Below are 16,304 nucleotides of genomic sequence, written 5' to 3' on the forward strand. Positions count from 1 at the left end.
ATTAAAATGCTCCCTTTTCTATTTCCCTTCTTCAATCTCAAAAACACTGTCGATTTTCCAATTTGCCTTATCTTTGGAGGCTGCTACAGCTAAGCGATCACAGCGCTCATTTAACGGATGCCCAGCGTGGCCTTTTACCCACACAAGACGCACATTATGCAGTTTATAGGCACTCATTAGACGTAACCAAAGATCTTTATTCTTCTTGCCGGCAAAACCCTTTTGTATCCAACCATATACCCATTTCTTATCAATGGCATCAATGACATATTTGGAATCAGAATATACGGTAACTTGTTGCTGCAGGTTTTTCAGCGCCTCGAGACCAACGATCACAGCCATCAATTCCATCCTGTTGTTCGTTGTTTTGCGGTAACCGCCCGAAAACTCTTTTTCGATAAGTTTGCCTTTAAAGGCTTCATTATCGCCTGTATAAATAGTTCTTAAGATGGTTCCGTAACCTCCAGGGCCCGGATTCCCACTTGAAGCCCCATCTGTATATAATTCGATCATACCTGCCAAATATACATGAAGTTTTTGTAAGCACATACAAATGGATAAAAATGATCGAGACAGTTGATATTTTGATGCTCGAAGTGGAAGATTTTTGTACCGTTGCACCTTCAATAAATTCAAGGATAGGGCATAGCGCTATAAGCGTCAAATTTATTAAGTACTCACAACTGATTTAATAGGCATTAAAAAGGGACTTTACACGGTTTTATCCGAATAAAGTCCGAATGAGGTCCCTATAAAGTCCCTATTAGATCCGTTTAAGTTATAAGAATATTCCCTGCGTGTTTTAAGTTTGAGTTAAAGAAAAATATAATGTTAGATTTCAACCGCTATCCAACGTAATTTATCCCTTACACAATTGGATTTTGCTGATTTATGTGTATTTTGCCGGCTTAAACTCGTTATGTAATCGATAAAATAGCTTATGAAGTTTCGAAAGATTTCTCTTTTTGTTCTTTTGGCGTCTGCGTGCTTAAACGTTTCAGCTCAGAACAATGTATCAACGCAAAAAATGGATTGGTTTGAAAATGCCAAATTGGGTATTTTTATTCACTGGGGTATTTACTCTGTAGATGGAATCTCGGAATCTTGGTCATTCTTCAATAATTATATTAACCACGACAATTATATCAAACAGCTTAATGGGTTTACAGCAAAGGATTATAAACCCAAGGAATGGGCCAAATTGATTAAAGAAGCTGGTGCTAAATACACGGTGATTACGACCAAACACCATGACGGAATCTCGATGTGGAATACGAAGGCTGATAAAGCGATCACTACATTACAAGACGCGGCTGCTAAACAGGATGTAATCACACCGTTTGTGAAAGCAATACAAGAAGAGGGCTTGCACACTGGACTGTATTATTCGTTACCCGATTGGAGCCACCCATATTATGATGTTTTTACGCGCAATAGAAAGCGTTATGAATTGAAAGGTGAGCCTACGCGTTGGGATAATTATGTGAAATATTACCAAAAGCAATTGACCGAGCTATCCGAACAATATAAGCCAGAATTACTTTGGTTTGATGGAGATTGGGAACATAGTGCCGAAGAGTGGAAAGCGAAAGAGACCTTAAATCTTTTGCGGAAATATAATCCGAATATTATTATAAACTCCCGATTGAATCATCATGGAGATTACGATACACCTGAGCAAGGGATTCCGGTCACGCGCCCTGATGCTAAATTTTGGGAACTCTGTTATACCATGAATGATTCTTGGGGCTACCAACCCTTTGATAAAAAGTACAAATCACCCAATATGATCATCCGAACGTTGGTCGATTGTATTTCTATGGGTGGAAACTTATTATTGGATATTGGTCCAAAAGCAGACGGTACAATCCCTGATGAGCAATTAAATATTCTGAAACAGCTGGGGCGATGGACGCATAAGCATGCGGCTGCGATCTATGGTACAAGAGCCGGTATTCCTTTTGCGAATTACGGTGGGAAATCTGCTTTATCAAAAGACGGAAAAACACTTTATCTGTATGTGTATGAACAGAAACCCGAATTGCAACTCAAAGGTTTAGTCAATCATTCGGCTATTAAAGGCATTTCAGTTGTCGGTGATGCATCCGCGAAAGTAAGTCTTAAGTCGGAAAATGGAACCGTTCGAGTAGATTTGACGAAAGTAAACTTTGATCAGGATATTACCGTGATTGCACTGAACTTTGCGGAAGCGCTTCGTTGGACTGCGCCTCAGGACACTGAAGTTACGTTGAAATCTGTGTTGGATAATAAGTTGATAGATCGTGCTTTAGGTCAGATCGCTTCAACACTGCATGCAGGAAAAAATATTTTTGATAATTCGGGATTAACCGTGGATGGCTTAGATACCAAATTGCCGAGCAGTAACGCGACTAATCCGACGGTATTAAAGTGGATTAAGGACCATGCCGAAGCACTTTATGAGACTGGAAAAGGCTTGCCTGAAGGACATTATGAAGGATTAAGTGCACTCTCCAAAGATCGCCAGACCTTGTATTTGTTTGTTGAGGGAAAACCTACAGGTCCAATTGCATTAAAAGGTGTCAAAAATGGAGTCGCTAGGATCCGGGTAGTCGGTGACGGTTCCATGATCAACCATGAAGTTTTCAATAAGCTTTATTGGAGTAGCATACCTGGTATTATCTACATTCAGGCACCTGCGGAGCGCTTGGATAAAAATATGACCGTTATCGCTGTGTTGTTGGATGCGCCAATACAACTATATCGCGAGAAAGTGGGTGCTATCGAAAATAACCTTTAAGAGGTTGGATAGTGCTTAGCATTGAAAAGAAGCCTAGGATAACAACATATCCCGGGCTTTTTTACGTAGGATATAAACCATTCTGATCAATTTCGGAGGTATTCGATGCATTTTCTCCTGAATTGTGGCAAGGAAGCATTTTTTATTATAACTTAGACCTATGAATCTAATCAAAACTGTTTTGATCCCAATTATTGTTTTTCTATGTATTTGTTGTTCTTCAGGTGACGGAAGTAAAACTGAGCGGTTGCGGGCAGATTCGTTAGTGAATGAAGTTGTCGATGGTAAGTTAGATATTACAACATTAGCAGAGTCGAATGAATTTATGTATTTCAATGATAAATACTTTCATGAACCGGCAGATTTAAAGGTCATTCCAAAATTTGATAAAGTACAGATTCAAGTTGTTACTTACCGAATTTATCAGCATGTCAGACTGAAAAATAATCGTTATGAGTTCAAGGTGCAGAAAGCCAGTGAACTGCATATTCCAAATAGCGCTTTTGTGTATTACCAACGTTCTTTTGATGATATGAACCGAAAGGCTGCCTTGAGTAAAGATTCTATCCGACTTGAGCTGCCGGATAACTATGCATCCTTGTTGATAAATGAATGATCCAGATCTACAGCCAGGATGAAAGTCATATAAAAAGTCAAACTTAACTATAGTATGGATTAACAAACAGCCTTAAGATGAAAAAGAAAAATATTGTTGTATTGACGGGGGCCGGTATTTCGGCTGAAAGTGGTATACCTACATTTAGGGATGCCAATGGATTGTGGGAGGGGCATGACGTCATGGAAGTTGCTTCAATTGAAGGTTGGCACAAAAACCCAGCCTTAGTCCAGGAGTTTTATAATCTGAGACGGAAAGCCGCTTTGGTGGCACAGGCAAATGCAGCTCATCATGCGCTAGCAAGATTGGAATCAGCGTACGAGGTGAGTATTGTAACGCAGAATGTAGATCTACTGCATGAACAGGCGGGATCATCTCATATTGTTCATTTGCATGGCCGCTTGGATCAGGCTAAGTCGTCTATAGATGATCGCTTGGTATATCCCATTGTCGGTGATGAGATTAAGATGGGCGATCTTTGCGAGAAAGGTAGTCAGCTGAGGCCAAATATAGTCTGGTTTGGAGAAGCTGTGCCAGCTATTGAAGAGGCTATAAGCCTGGTTTCGAATGCCGATATTTTGATTATTGTTGGAACCTCTTTACAGGTTTATCCTGCTGCAGGACTTAAAGAATTTGCGCCTAGTCACTGTCAAACATTTTTAATTGACAAAAAAATACCTAGTGACAGGGCTTTACGTAATATACAGTGTTTTGAGGAGTCAGCGACAATAGCTGTTCCTAAGTTGGTAGAACAATTACTTTATTAAGTATTGTATAGTAGTATATAAAATAGAGGTTTATGAAAAAAATATTAGGGATTATTTGCCTATCCGTTGCTTTTGCTGCATGTCAAAATAATTCGGAAATCAACGTAAATACGAGTTCAAATGATCAGCCTTTAACCTTGGATAGTGTCCAAGCCAGGCATTTGCTCAGTTTGCCATTGCATTGCATCGAAGTGGAATATCCCAATAAGTTAGGGCAGGTACTCGGTGGTGATAGTGATCTAAGAGCACCACGCACATTGCATCCAATTTTTTACGGTTGTTTTGACTGGCATTCTTCTGTACATGGATATTGGTCAATTGTACATATTTTGAAGGAATTTCCAAATTTGGACAGTTCGGGTGAAATTCGGCGCCAATTGAACCGAAATATTACGGCGGAAAATGTGGCCGTTGAATTAGATTTCTTTCAAGATAAGAACAATAAGAACTTTGAGCGCACGTATGGCTGGGCCTGGTTGTTGCAGCTGCAGAAGGAGTTATTAACTTGGGAAGACACTGATGCAAAACGCTGGGCTTCGAATCTTGAACCCTTGGTGAAACAGATCGTAAAATCTTATCAAGAATATCTGCCCAAATTAGTCTATCCGATTAGAACAGGGTATCATGATAATTCGGCATTTGGCCTTTCTCTGTCCTTGGACTATGCAAGAAGTACGGGAAATGTGACGTTTGAAAAATCATTAATGACGAATGCCTCCCGTTTATATAGTCAGGATAAGAGCTGCAATATTGCTTTTGAGCCAAGTGGAAGCGACTTTCTTTCCCCTTGTCTTGAAGAAGCCCTTTGTATGAGTTTGGTGCTGCAACAGGAGGATTACCGTAAATGGTTAAAGGATTTTATGCCAGATCTGTTTAATCCCGATTTCAATTTAGAACCAGGTATCGTAAAAGATCGAACAGACGGACATTTGGTCCATCTGGATGGACTTAATTTTAGTCGTGCAAACTGTTTAAATGGTATCGCAAAAGCGCTGCCTGAGTTAAGTTACTTGCATAAGTTGGCGAATAAACATTTAAAGTACTCTTTGCCCAATATTACCACCAAGGATGACTATATGGGGTCACATTGGTTAGGTACATTTGCACTCTATGCACTATCAAAGCATTGATTCGGGGAGATTATCTTCTCCCCATTTATCCATTAGTGTTAATATTTCCTCGAGCGAACGGCCGAGCGCAGTTAATTCATATTCTACCTTTGGCGGGACTTGCTGATATACTATTCGAGTGATCAGGTTGTCCTGCTCAAGTTCCTTTAATTTAGCAATCAGCATACGCTCTGAAATGCCTACGAGCTTTTTCCGCAACTCACTATAGCGGAGTTTACCTTCATTTAACAGATAGGAAAGAATGTTGATTTTCCATCTGCCACCTATGGTGGCTAAGGTAAATGCAATACCACAACGATCTTTCCAGTATAGCTCATTGATATGATTGGTTGAATTCTCTTTTCGCGTGTTCATACGAACTTTTTTGTTGGTATCATACAATCTTGTACGTACTGTTATTCATGCAAATTAATAAAGAAATTTGTAGGAAAACAAAAAGTATAAAATGGAAATGATTAAATCGGTCGCTCATTGGTTGAGCTATGCATACTACCTTTATGTATTTGGTTATGCATCATTGTTTAAAGTGTTTCAGAAAGGCTCCATGATGCAAAGCATGCAGTCTCTGGGTTTTAATAAGACTTGGACGGTCATTATTGGAATTGGAGAGCTTATGGGAGTGGTGTTGCTCTTAATAGGTTTGTATAATCCGCAATTTAAGAATGGGGCAGTACTGGTATTGTTCCCCTTTGCAGTAGCAGCATTTACAGCCCATATGGCACATCAGGAATATCATCATTTCTACAACTCATTGCTTATGTGCATACTCAGTATTTTGCTGCTGGCCACAGACAAAACCTTTAAAATCATACTTTAACTCCGCATCCGCTTAAGCAAGATCGTCAGAAAATTTAGGTCATTTCTGCGGCTTAATTTTCTGATGATTGTGTGTTTATTCCGATGCAACTAGCGCTTGAGTTGCAGGGGGGGTATTTATGGCCGATAGCCGCAAAATAAATGAATAATAGGATAGGATAAAAAAAATCGTGATTTGTGCTAATTTAAGCCTGTTGATTTATACTTATAAATCTCGTTTTTTATCTTATATTGCTTTTTTGTTGGTTTAAATGAGGTTTTTATCTTGTTTATTTAGCTGCCTGTTTTTTTTGCTAGGTTATAAAAAGGTTATAAAATTCAAGATTTGTGCTACTCTGCAAGGGCAAACTTATAATAAATTTGATTCATCAATCCCATAGGGATGCGACATGCTATGTATAGGTATATAAGACATCTTTTAAGGTTAGTACCCATTGTTTTTTTCTGTATGTTTATTACAGGTAAAATAAACAAGGATGTCTGTTCACATGCTGCCTATAAAAACGCTTCAAAACCGTCAATAGCTTCATCACAATCCCATTTCGATTTTTATCTCGGATCGATCGAAGAATGCTCATTCGAATTGAGTTATGATCAACATTTAGCATATGCCGTTCGGCACTGTGCCTTGGGACTGATTCTGCCTATTTTCTTGCTATTTACGGATAAGAAGTCGTGGCATAGTTTTTATGAACTCCAAAATAAATATTTGTCTAACAGACTGCCAGACAAGTGTATCCTATACCATTCCTTTAAAATTTTCGGTTAATTCCCTTTTTCTTTTGGTGAATATCATTGGTTGAGTCAATACACGACTATATAACCTATGTAACAAATCATTGCTTGAAGAAAGCAGCTTAATCATCTGCTTTGCTATTAAATCATTTATATGAACACAACACTTTATGCATTAGCTATTACAGCTATTACGATCAGTTTTTTTCATACTGCATCGGGGCCAGACCATTATCTGCCCTTTATTGTATTGTCCAAATCGAAAAAATGGTCGTTGGGAAAAACTATATTATGGACAATTATATGTGGACTCGGACATGTTTTCAGTTCGGTCATACTAGGGATTATTGGCGTTTATCTCGGATGGCAGCTCAATAAAATCAGCTGGTTACAGGACGTGCGTGGCAATGTTTCGAGTTGGGCACTATTTATTTTTGGACTTGGATATTTGATTTATGGGATCTGGAAAATGTCAAAGAAGCATTCCCATAAGCATTTTGATGTAATGGGCGATGAAGTTTATGTGCATGAACATACCCATGGGAAAAGCGCATCGGGGCATCATCACCATCATCAAAAAACAAAGGTAACGCCTTTGGTATTATTTGCAATTTTCGTCATGGGGCCATCGGAGCCATTGATACCACTCTTATTTTTTTCAGGTGCACACCGCTCAATAACGGAGGTGATTACCCTAATTAGCACTTTTACCATTACGACAGTGGTAACCATGGTCGGAATGGTCTTGTTGGGAATTTATGGTTATAACTTGTTCGATACCGAAAAACTTGATCGATATGTACACGCCATTAGTGGCGCTGTCCTGTCAATTTGCGGTGCGGGGATGTTATTTCTGGGATGGTAATTTTTAACTATTATATGAACAAACGTCAAATCACCTTTTTTATAGGCCTACTGGCTGCGACCCACAGTTATGCACAGCAACATGTAATTCAGGGAACTGTGAAAGATAAGGATAGTAAACAGCAATTAGAAGAAGTCAATATACGCTACCAACGTGGAATAAAGCATAGTCATACTGCATCGAATGGTGCTTTTTCCGTACAGCCGGGAACATTTCCGGACATCTTACTGTTGAGCCGGATAGGCTATCTCGATCAGATGTACATCTTAAAAGAAGCAAAGTCTCCTATTGAAATCGAGATGCAAAAAAACGAAGTGCAGTTGAGTCAAATTCAGGTGGATGCATTCAATAGCAGTAAAACATTGAGCAAAGTTGATTTAAGTAAGATTCCTGTTAATTCGGCGCAAGATCTATTGCGGAAAGTTCCTGGGCTCTTTATAGCACAGCATGCAGGCGGTGGAAAGGCTGAGCAGATATTTTTACGTGGATTTGATAATGACCACGGTACAGATATTGCCGTTACTGCAGATGGTATTCCAGTTAATATGGTCTCTCATGCGCATGGTCAGGGATATGCAGATCTTCATTTTATTATTCCAGAAACGGTTAAAGATATTGATTTTGGCAAGGGGGCCTATTATGCAGACAAAGGTGATTTGAATACATCGGGTTATGTTAATTTTACAACCTTGGATCATTTGGATCATAATCTTTTTAAGGTTGAAGGGGGTTCTTTTGAGTCCTGGCGTACGGTAGCCATGCTTAATCTGGTGAATAATCATGAGCAGAATAAGTATGCCTATGCCGCAGGTGAGTTCAATTATTCGAATGGTCCTTTTGACATCAAGCAAAATTTTAGTCGTGTCAATCTATTTGCGAAGTATAATCAGTGGATCGATGGGAAACATTATATCAATTTCCAGGGGTCCATATTCAGTTCGGGTTGGAATGCATCGGGTCAGATTCCGGAGCGGGCCGTTCGGCAGGAACTCATTAGCCGTTGGGGGTCGATCGATTCTACTGAAGGCGGAAATACATCCCGCATGAATTTGGCGATGCAATACCGTGCGCTGATCAGTGATCAGGAAAGCTGGGAAAGCAATGTTTACTTGTCGCGCTATAAATTTCAGTTGTTTTCCGATTTTACTTTTTTTCTGAAAGATCCCATTCATGGCGATGAAATAGAGCAGGTTGATAATCGATACCTGTATGGTATCGAAAACAAATACAATCGCCAATTTCAGTTTGATCATAGTCAGCTTTCTTGGACATCGGGTTTTGGACTCCGAGTGGATGATATCAAAGATCTTCAACTGAACCATGTCTATCAGCGCGACGAATTATTGGATCGGCTTTCGCATATTTCGGGCGTAGAAATGAATCTGCATGGCTATAGCAATCTTGATTGGCGTATTGGTAAATGGACTATTAATCCTGCAATACGTGTCGATCATTTGGTTTTCAACTTGCATGATAAGCTGAAAAGTGACCCCGCCGGACAAGAGGCTTCCGCGACAAGGATCAGTCCAAAGCTTAACTTTGGATATACGTTCAGTCATCGCGCACAAGTATATTTGAAAACGGGTATGGGATTTCATTCCAATGATATCCGCGTGGTGATGGAACAACATGGAAAAGATATTATGCCCGTTTCCTATGGTGCAGATCTTGGCTTGATCTGGAAGCCAACTGATAACCTCTTTATTCAGCCTGCTTTATGGGGGTTGTATCTTCAGCAAGAATTTGTGTATGTTGGGGATGAAGCTGTCGTAGAGCCTTCGGGGAAAACGAAACGTCTGGGGGCAGATTTGAGTTTACGCTATCAAGTTAGCCGTTGGTTGTATTTTGACAGCGACATAAATTATGCTTACGCGCGGGCAATTGACGAACCTGAAGGCGAAAACTATATCCCGCTGGTGCCTTCTTTAACAAGTACAGGAGGGGTATCTGTGAAGTTACCGCTTGGCATTTCTGCCAACTTGCGCTATCGTTATATGAATACAAAACCAGCGATAGAAGATAATTCGGTACGTGCTAAAGGTTATTTTGTCAATGACCTCCTGCTAAACTATGGCCTGGGAAAATGGAATTGTTTGGTGCAGGTCCAAAACTTATTTGACACCAAGTGGAATGAAGCGCAGTTTGAGACCGAGACTCGATTAAGAAATGAACAGCAGTCCGTTTCTGAATTGCATTTTACACCTGGAACGCCTTTTATGGTAAAAGCGGGCCTGAGTTATAAATTCTAAAGACTGGGAGCGATGGTAGCTTTAAAATTTTCCTTTGTATCTTTAATAGGGATTATAACTCCTAATAAATAATGTATTATGGAAAAGAGTAAGTTACTTCGAATGGATAATATGGGTATCGTGGTGGAGTCATTGGACAACGCGATTTCCTTTTTTTCAGAACTTGGTTTATATCTTGAAGGGCGAGCGCAGATTGAAGGTGAATGGGCAGGTAGAGTGACTGGTCTCGGAGCGCAGCATGTCGAGATCGCCATGATGGTGACACCAGATGGACATAGCCGATTAGAACTTTCAAGATTTATTGATCCTGCGATAATTGCAGATCATAGAAATGCTCCGGTTAATGCCTTGGGCTATTTGCGGGCAATGTTTACCGTTGAAGATCTAGATGATGTACTGCGGAGGCTAATTGGCAATCATGGCGCTGTCCTCGTCGGGGAGGTGGTACAATACGAAAATGCTTATCGCCTTTGTTATCTAAGAGGAGTAGAGGGATTATTGATTGGTTTAGCCCAACCGCTATAAGGTAAATGATTGAATCGAACCTTTGTGCGAAAAAAAGAAAATTTAAGAAATTTCTCTGTTGTACAAAATAAATAGAAAACTAAGACGTTATTGATACAAATACTTTTCATAAAATAGGTTAATATATGGCTAAGACCCTAGAGTTCCCCGCTCTAGGGCTTTTTTGTAATTATACGTGTGGGAATAACGAAGTTTAGCACAATCTGTTCGGATTGTGTTCTTTCCTGATCAATAAAGTGAAATTTATCTGCTTGATGAAAGCCATGAGGAAGGCCTAAGAATCTATTTTTTTAGACTCTATTTTCCATGATGAACTCGTCATTACGTTCATGAATGGTTTTACAATTTTGCCCAAACCGGATGTAATTTAGGCAATTTTTGAACATGTGGTCATTAGTACAATCACACATAGGACGAGCAATATAATAACAGATGTGGTGTAAGGCGTTCTTCTCATAATACTTTTTTTTACTTAGTAGTTTACAAAAGCCGTGCCTTTATTTTTAGAACCTGCAGTGAGTCTGATTGTTGTAGCTTCGTGTCTACATAATGTCAATATGAATTTACATTACTTTTGAATAAATACTGTACGTAGATTAAAAGAATGGTGTGCTTTTTGTTTATAGGGGAGAAAGATTAGAGCAATAATAATATGAAGTATCCTTATTTAGGAATTAGTATGGTATGTGCGGCCCTAGCGAGTATGGCCGATTCAAAGATTGTGTTCGCCGGAGAGCAATTGGGCGTTCAACACATTGAATATGTGCAGATAAATTCAGACTCATTGAAGGTTGAACAATTAGCAACAGCCCTGAGAAAGATGAAGCCTATCAGTTCTGCTGATTTCAAGACGAAGTTCAAACCGGAAATAAACGGATTTAAATTGACAGAGGTTACGGCCTTTGAGGACGCGGAGACAGGATCTTATGCAACGGCAAACTATGTGAAGGGAGAACAAAATATTTATTTGATGGTTACCGACGGAGCGGGTCCAGGTTCGGATCAGGTAAAGTTAAATTTAATGAACTATATCGACCTAAAATCAATTGAAGACCTAGGAACCAAATTGCAGGTTAAGCCTTATAAAGGTTGGCTGGCATCTTTTGACTGGAGCATGTTTGAAAATGATGGTTTAACTAGCATTCAATACCTCGAATCAAATCGATTTGCAACTGTCTCTTCAGCAAATCAAGTAGCAATTGAAGAATTAGAGAATTTTTTGAATAGTTTTAGTCTATAAGAAAAATTGACTAGGTCCCGGAACCTTTAGCCAAAGCCGGGACTTAGTCCATCATTTAGATTTATTCCATTCCCCAACCACCGATATTCGTATAAAAACCATATCTTCCGAGCCTTTCCTTTCGTAATTTCCCAATTATCCACCCTATAATTGGAATTGTTGATGCAATATTTTATTGTTTATTTCTTATTTTTATTATATTAAGCAATAAACCAATGAATTATGGCTATGGTCAATCTAAATCGGAGAAAATTTATTCAAGGAGCGGGCGCAGTTTTAACTTTATCAGCCTTAGAAGTTAAGGGGCTTTCATTTCGTGATGCGATTAAAAATTTTCGGGTCGGATTGATCGGTGCAGGTTGGTATGGGAAAAGTGATTTATTCCGTTTAATGCAGGTACGTGATGTTGATGTGGTTGCACTATGTGACGTCGACGACAATCAGCTGCAGGAAGCTGGACGGCTGGTTAGTGAGCGTCAAATTTCAAAAAAAGTTCCAAAACTGTATAAAGATTATAGGGAAATGCTCGCCAGTCATAAATTCGATCTAATTCTCATTGGAACACCAGATCACTGGCACGCCAGACAGGCTATTGATGCGATGCGTTCGGGTGCTCATCTCTATTTGCAGAAACCCATCAGTGTTGATGTGCTTGAGGGGGATGCTATATGGCGTGCGGCAAGAAAATATAACCGGAAAGTACAGGTGGGGACTCAACGGCGGAGCACAGCTCACCTAATAGATGCGAAAAAACGTGTTATCGAGAGTGGATTACTTGGGAAGATCTCACATGTAGAAATGTGCTGCTATTATCATATGCGAAAGAATGGAAATCCCCCCATAGAGCAGGTTCCGGATTTTTTGGATTACGAGCTCTGGACGGGGCCGGCCCCTTTACGTCCTTATGATGGTTTGCCTCACGGCGGTTGGTGGCGGACTTTCATGGCTTATGGAAATGGAATAACAGGTGATATGGGGATGCATATGTTTGATACGGTGCGTTGGCTGCTGCAACTTAAATGGCCAAAAAGTGTGAGCGCTAAAGGAGGGATTTATGTTCAAAAAGAAGGGAAATCGACAATTGCAGATACCCAGACTGCTATATTTGAATATGAAGATCTCAACTGTGTCTGGCAACATAGAACCTGGGGGGCAGCAGCAGATCCTGAATATCCGTGGGCATTTATCATATATGGAGACAAGGGGACTTTAAAGGGAAGTGTGATGAAATATGAATTTATTCCAATCGGAGAAGGCGAATCCATTCGAAAGGATGTTATTCTAGAAAAGGAGGCTTTTCCGAAAGATCTTGAGGAGCATCGAATCGAATTGCATACAGCTCCTGCAACGAGACAACATATGCTTGACCTTTTATCGGCAATTGAAAATAATCATCTCCCTGTAGCGGATATTGAAGAGGGGTATATCTCCACAGCAAGTTGTATTTTGGCCAACTTATCCATGAAGTTAAATCGTCCTTTGATTTTTGACCCAGTACAAAAAATATGTGTTGATGACCCAGAAGCAACTCAATTATTACGAAGATCATATCGAAGCCCATGGCAGCATCCTTATTAATAAAAGTCTTGTGTATATCGTTTCTTTCGTCGGCGGTGCCTTACAAGGTATGCTGCCACATATCCCAGTTGTCGCTATAACGAGTATGAAAAAGAATCAAGCAAACAATGCTTGCGACGAGGCTTACGGTAAAACACGTCAGGATTGGTTTTGATGCCCATGAATTACTGAAAACGAACACAAGCGATTTTATCCACCTGTCGACAACAGCATCCGGCCATAATATTATGCTTGAGGAGCCGACTTTGGTTATCAATGCTCTTTCTCAATTACGAAGCAAGCTCCAATGAGCAGAAACTGGCATTTAATCTTTATGCTCCAGCATTAGGCTGAGCTAAATATTGAATGCCGGTTACTTGTATCGCTGCATCTTGTCTGAACTTCGAGTTCTAAATTTCTACAAAATTCGATCCGTTCTTTACTCGATTAAAAAGACGAGTGAAAGATGGATATCAATACGACGATAATCAATAATTATGCTAGGCTTAGAAAATCATTATTCTTTCTGCCTATTCTTCTATTAGTTTTACTTGTAGTATTTCTATATTTCAATAAAGCATTAAGTATTCATGGTTATACGGGAATACAGAAGAACAGTTTTTTCGCCATAAACGCTTACCTGGGGCAATATCCCAATCTTGAATCTAACTTTACACAGTTTGGAGATTGCTTAATTAGCCTGTCGCTTTTGAGTGTTTTTGTATTATATGGACCCAAATTATGGGAAGCACTGCTATCGGCATCTTTTATTTCGGCTCTCTTTTCAGTCTTGTTAAAACTTATATTTGCTGTTCCGCGACCTGCCGTAGTATTTAACCATACTAGTTTTTTGATTACAGGGAAGATGCTCCTTGGTCACAATAGTCTACCTTCCGGTCATTCCATTACCATATTTACCACATTGACTGTCATCATGTACGCTTTCATCCCTAAAAGATTAAATTATAAAATAGTGTGGTTTTTGAGTTTAACATCGCTTGGGTTAATACTAGCTTTATCTCGGGTAGCGTTGGGAGCACATTATCCATTGGACGTTGTGAGCGGCTGCATTATAGGATACCTTTCGGGACTATTGGGTATTTTTCTAAGCCGGGAATTGAAAATTTGGAATTGGGTGAGCAATAAACGGTATTATCCTATTTTCATTTTATTATTCCTCGTTTTCAGTATTGTAGTGGTCAATAGAATAATTAATGATAATTTGCTAATATTTTATTTTACATTTATCTGCTTAATTAGTACACTTTATAAAATCATTACCATTTATGCTAAAAAATAGCTTAAAAATAGTCCATTTTGTTATATTCATGAGTGTGTTGAATTTTATATTCTTCCATTTTCCATTTTATACTTTTGTATTTAATAATATTGATTATAAGAGTTTTGGCGGAATTGTTCTGATCGGTAGTTTGATGGTTTTGATGCTGACCATGAATGCCTTTGTACTTTATCTATTTTTTTCCCTTTCTCGTCGTTTCGGGAAAGCTATACTTGTATTGTTTTTTCTAATCAATTCAGTCGCCGTTTATTTTGTGAATACCTATAGCGTTATTTTAGATGAAACGATGATCGGTAATATATTGAACACGCGATACTCCGAGTCTAGTGGTTTCTTTTCCCTGAAACTGATCGTCTATCTCGTGTTTCTTGGTATTATACCCAGTATCTTCATCATTAAAGCTAAAATAGTAAAGGATAAACCAAAAAAATTCTTAATCACTTCCTCCGTTTCATTGTTATTTATTGTCATTTTGATATTTGCCAATGCAAGTAACTGGCTTTGGATCGATAAGAATTCAAAGACTTTGGGTGCACTTGCAATGCCCTGGTCCTATACTGTAAACATTTCACGCTTTTACATTCATGAACATCAAAAAAATAAAAAAGAGATATTATTGCCTGATGCGATGATAACTAACCACAAGAAGACGGTTGTCGTACTTGTTATAGGTGAATCTGCTCGAAGAGGCAATTTTTCGCTATATGGATATCCGAAAAATACAAATCCATTACTTTCAAAGACACCGAATCTTTATCATTTTGATGCAACCTCTTGTTCTACCTATACGACAGCGGGAGTAAAGTGTTTATTGGAGCATAAAAATACGGATGATTTATACGAAATACTGCCAAATTACCTCTATAGGAATGATGTAGATGTGATATGGCGAACAAGTAATTGGGGAGAGCCACCGGTACATATTAAAGAATATGAAACAAGTGATCAACTCGCTACAACCTGCAAAGGCGAAGGATGTGCATATGATGAGGTACTTTTAACAGGCTTAAAAGAAAGGATATCAGCGAGTAAAAAGGATAAAATTTTTGTTGTCCTTCATACAAGCACAAGTCACGGACCAACTTATAGTAAGAAATATCCTGCTAATTTCGAGGTGTTTAAGCCTGTGTGTAATAGTGTGGAGCTAGGTAATTGTTCGAAAGAAGAATTGATTAATGCCTATGATAACACAGTCGTTTATACGGATTATATTTTACACAATTTGATTGAAGACCTTAAAGGATTAAAAGAATATGATAGCGCGATGTTATTTGTTTCGGATCATGGCGAATCATTAGGTGAAAATAACCTCTATATGCATGGCTTGCCAATGAGTATCGCTCCAAAAGAACAATACGAAATTCCTTTTATCGTGTGGGTATCTGATAACTCTAAACAGCTGAAACCAAATAAAACTTTGACGCAAAATCATGTATTTCATAGTGTATTGAAGTTTCTGGATATGAAGAGTCCTATCTACGATGAAAATATGGATATCTTCAAATAGTGGGTATAATGACTGTCCAGATGATAACGACTTGGCTCGTATTGCCTGATGGCGGGTATTGTTCGATATGATGTATTGGGAGGGGACTGAGTCATGATTGCTCCTTCCAAAAAACGTTAATCCGGATATTGGATAACCAATGTTTTAAACAGATACTGATTCAATGGATTAATAATATGGTTGATATAAAATTGAAGGGAAATTAATCTCGCTATTTA

General features: G+C 38.9%; 14 protein-coding genes. 12 read left to right on the forward strand and 2 right to left on the reverse strand.

What is annotated here, in order from left to right:
- Positions 1–18: 18 nt before the first annotated feature.
- Positions 19–513: a ribonuclease HI gene (rnhA, locus tag ACLCDV_RS11820; RefSeq protein ID WP_075992491.1), complete on the reverse strand. Its 495-nt coding sequence runs from the start codon at positions 511–513 to the stop codon at positions 19–21.
- 427 nt (positions 514–940) lie between these two features.
- On the opposite strand from rnhA, the gene ACLCDV_RS11825 reads away from it, so the two are divergent.
- The 4 genes from ACLCDV_RS11825 to ACLCDV_RS11840 all read left to right on the forward strand — a co-directional run bounded on the left by ACLCDV_RS11825 (position 941) and on the right by ACLCDV_RS11840 (position 5,292).
- Positions 941–2,779, forward strand: coding sequence for an alpha-L-fucosidase (locus ACLCDV_RS11825; RefSeq protein WP_411973811.1), 1,839 nt, complete (start codon positions 941–943; stop codon positions 2,777–2,779).
- Positions 2,780–2,939: 160 nt separating this feature from the next.
- Entirely contained in the window at positions 2,940–3,395 is a 456-nt protein-coding gene (locus ACLCDV_RS11830; RefSeq protein ID WP_317666985.1) for a hypothetical protein, read from the forward strand.
- A 77-nt stretch (positions 3,396–3,472) separates the two neighbouring features.
- Positions 3,473–4,162: an SIR2 family NAD-dependent protein deacylase gene (locus tag ACLCDV_RS11835; RefSeq protein ID WP_317666984.1), complete on the forward strand. Its 690-nt coding sequence runs from the start codon at positions 3,473–3,475 to the stop codon at positions 4,160–4,162.
- 32 nt (positions 4,163–4,194) lie between these two features.
- Complete coding sequence (locus tag ACLCDV_RS11840; RefSeq protein WP_317666983.1) at positions 4,195–5,292, forward strand: DUF2891 domain-containing protein; 1,098 nt, start codon at positions 4,195–4,197, stop codon at positions 5,290–5,292.
- Here the strand turns inward: ACLCDV_RS11840 and ACLCDV_RS11845 are convergent.
- The gene (locus tag ACLCDV_RS11845; protein ID WP_153845908.1) at positions 5,281–5,646 is read right to left on the reverse strand and encodes a winged helix-turn-helix transcriptional regulator; all 366 of its coding nucleotides are present in this window, start codon (positions 5,644–5,646) and stop codon (positions 5,281–5,283) included. The two genes, ACLCDV_RS11840 and ACLCDV_RS11845, sit on opposite strands and share 12 nt — an antisense overlap.
- A 91-nt stretch (positions 5,647–5,737) precedes the next feature.
- Between ACLCDV_RS11845 and ACLCDV_RS11850 the strand changes: the two genes are divergently transcribed.
- The 8 genes from ACLCDV_RS11850 to eptA all read left to right on the forward strand — a co-directional run bounded on the left by ACLCDV_RS11850 (position 5,738) and on the right by eptA (position 16,086).
- Positions 5,738–6,109 carry a DoxX family protein gene (locus ACLCDV_RS11850; protein ID WP_333577227.1) on the forward strand — a complete coding sequence of 124 codons (372 nt, stop codon included), beginning with the start codon at positions 5,738–5,740 and terminating at the stop codon, positions 6,107–6,109.
- 888 nt (positions 6,110–6,997) lie between these two features.
- Positions 6,998–7,708, forward strand: a complete 711-nt coding sequence (locus tag ACLCDV_RS11855) for a hypothetical protein (protein ID WP_317666981.1) — start codon at positions 6,998–7,000, stop codon at positions 7,706–7,708.
- Positions 7,709–7,722: 14 nt separating this feature from the next.
- Positions 7,723–9,957: a TonB-dependent receptor gene (locus ACLCDV_RS11860; protein WP_411973812.1), complete on the forward strand. Its 2,235-nt coding sequence runs from the start codon at positions 7,723–7,725 to the stop codon at positions 9,955–9,957.
- Between the two features lie 78 nt (positions 9,958–10,035).
- Positions 10,036–10,482: a VOC family protein gene (locus ACLCDV_RS11865; protein ID WP_088161445.1), complete on the forward strand. Its 447-nt coding sequence runs from the start codon at positions 10,036–10,038 to the stop codon at positions 10,480–10,482.
- Positions 10,483–11,134: 652 nt separating this feature from the next.
- Positions 11,135–11,722 (forward strand): hypothetical protein, encoded by a 588-nt coding sequence (locus tag ACLCDV_RS11870; RefSeq protein WP_317666979.1) that lies wholly within the window; start codon positions 11,135–11,137, stop codon positions 11,720–11,722.
- Between the two features lie 222 nt (positions 11,723–11,944).
- On the forward strand, positions 11,945–13,300 hold the full coding sequence (locus tag ACLCDV_RS11875) for a Gfo/Idh/MocA family protein (protein ID WP_411973813.1): 1,356 nt from the start codon (positions 11,945–11,947) through the stop codon (positions 13,298–13,300).
- 445 nt (positions 13,301–13,745) lie between these two features.
- Entirely contained in the window at positions 13,746–14,579 is an 834-nt protein-coding gene (locus ACLCDV_RS11880; RefSeq protein WP_333577225.1) for a phosphatase PAP2 family protein, read from the forward strand.
- Positions 14,566–16,086, forward strand: coding sequence for a phosphoethanolamine--lipid A transferase EptA (eptA, locus tag ACLCDV_RS11885; protein ID WP_333577224.1), 1,521 nt, complete (start codon positions 14,566–14,568; stop codon positions 16,084–16,086). Before ACLCDV_RS11880 ends, eptA begins: the two co-directional genes overlap by 14 nt.
- Positions 16,087–16,304 lie beyond the last annotated feature (218 nt).

Origin of the sequence: Sphingobacterium sp. Lzh-3, from assembly GCF_046764375.1 — a bacterium.
Lineage (GTDB): Bacteria > Bacteroidota > Bacteroidia > Sphingobacteriales > Sphingobacteriaceae > Sphingobacterium.

Excerpts from the sequence above, each read along its gene's own strand:
- rnhA (WP_075992491.1), bottom strand. The coding sequence starts at position 513 with ATGATCGAATTATATACAGATGGGGCTTCAAGTGGGAATCCGGGCCCT.
- ACLCDV_RS11825 (WP_411973811.1), top strand. The coding sequence starts at position 941 with ATGAAGTTTCGAAAGATTTCTCTTTTTGTTCTTTTGGCGTCTGCGTGC.
- ACLCDV_RS11830 (WP_317666985.1), top strand. The coding sequence starts at position 2,940 with ATGAATCTAATCAAAACTGTTTTGATCCCAATTATTGTTTTTCTATGT.
- ACLCDV_RS11835 (WP_317666984.1), top strand. The coding sequence starts at position 3,473 with ATGAAAAAGAAAAATATTGTTGTATTGACGGGGGCCGGTATTTCGGCT.
- ACLCDV_RS11840 (WP_317666983.1), top strand. The coding sequence starts at position 4,195 with ATGAAAAAAATATTAGGGATTATTTGCCTATCCGTTGCTTTTGCTGCA.
- ACLCDV_RS11845 (WP_153845908.1), bottom strand. The coding sequence starts at position 5,646 with ATGAACACGCGAAAAGAGAATTCAACCAATCATATCAATGAGCTATAC.
- ACLCDV_RS11850 (WP_333577227.1), top strand. The coding sequence starts at position 5,738 with ATGGAAATGATTAAATCGGTCGCTCATTGGTTGAGCTATGCATACTAC.
- ACLCDV_RS11855 (WP_317666981.1), top strand. The coding sequence starts at position 6,998 with ATGAACACAACACTTTATGCATTAGCTATTACAGCTATTACGATCAGT.
- ACLCDV_RS11860 (WP_411973812.1), top strand. The coding sequence starts at position 7,723 with ATGAACAAACGTCAAATCACCTTTTTTATAGGCCTACTGGCTGCGACC.
- ACLCDV_RS11865 (WP_088161445.1), top strand. The coding sequence starts at position 10,036 with ATGGAAAAGAGTAAGTTACTTCGAATGGATAATATGGGTATCGTGGTG.
- ACLCDV_RS11870 (WP_317666979.1), top strand. The coding sequence starts at position 11,135 with ATGAAGTATCCTTATTTAGGAATTAGTATGGTATGTGCGGCCCTAGCG.
- ACLCDV_RS11875 (WP_411973813.1), top strand. The coding sequence starts at position 11,945 with ATGGCTATGGTCAATCTAAATCGGAGAAAATTTATTCAAGGAGCGGGC.
- ACLCDV_RS11880 (WP_333577225.1), top strand. The coding sequence starts at position 13,746 with ATGGATATCAATACGACGATAATCAATAATTATGCTAGGCTTAGAAAA.
- eptA (WP_333577224.1), top strand. The coding sequence starts at position 14,566 with ATGCTAAAAAATAGCTTAAAAATAGTCCATTTTGTTATATTCATGAGT.